1 protein-coding gene is annotated in these 644 nt (G+C 56.2%); it reads right to left on the bottom strand.

Annotated features, from left to right (window positions below; all coding sequences use genetic code 11):
* Positions 1–644: hypothetical protein (locus ACO0K9_RS28030; protein WP_422990683.1), on the bottom strand; the 644-nt coding region annotated here is incomplete at both ends.

Genomic DNA, 644 nt, shown 5'->3' with positions numbered 1-644 from the left:
TCGATCACAACAGCGCTTTCTTGTGCTGTACCAGCTGTGTCAGCTGTACCAGCTGCTGCACCGGTGTCATTGGCTGTATCGTTGTCATTCACGATGGCCAGAACACCGCCGTTGTTGTTGGCAGCGATCAGGGCATCGGTCAATGTCAGACGGTAGTTACCAGCACCCGCTGTACCGGCGTTGTTGGAAGTACCGATCAGACGGATGGTTTCGAAACCAGATACGTTGGTCCATTCAGACGCGCCCAGAGCGATGGTGTCGCCCAGGTTAGCACCTGTCAAATCACCGTCGATGACCAGAGTGTCGCCTGTACCAGCGCCACCAACTACGGTGTCGGAGATGGTCAGACCAGCACGTGTGTCCTGGATGTTATCGAAGATCACGGTGTCGTTACCGGCACCCATGGTGATTTTTTGTGCGCCATTCACAGCGGAGCTGGTGGAGACGCGAATTGTCACGTTGGCCAGTTCTGCAGAAGCGTCGATCGTGCCAGCAACCAGTTTAACTTGGCCCGCTGTCAGGGACAGGTCTTGTACGCCAGAGCCGTCTGTCAGGACACTCAGTGCGCCAGGAACTTGTACGCCTGTGGAAACGTCGAGACGGTTCAGGCCGCCATTGGCGCCAGCAGTGGTGGTATCAAAGTT

Origin of the sequence: Undibacterium sp. Ji50W (assembly GCF_049340445.1) — a bacterium.
GTDB lineage: Bacteria > Pseudomonadota > Gammaproteobacteria > Burkholderiales > Burkholderiaceae_D > Undibacterium.
The sequence above is the reverse complement of the archived record's forward strand: the minus strand, read 5'-3'. Positions and strand labels throughout refer to the sequence as shown.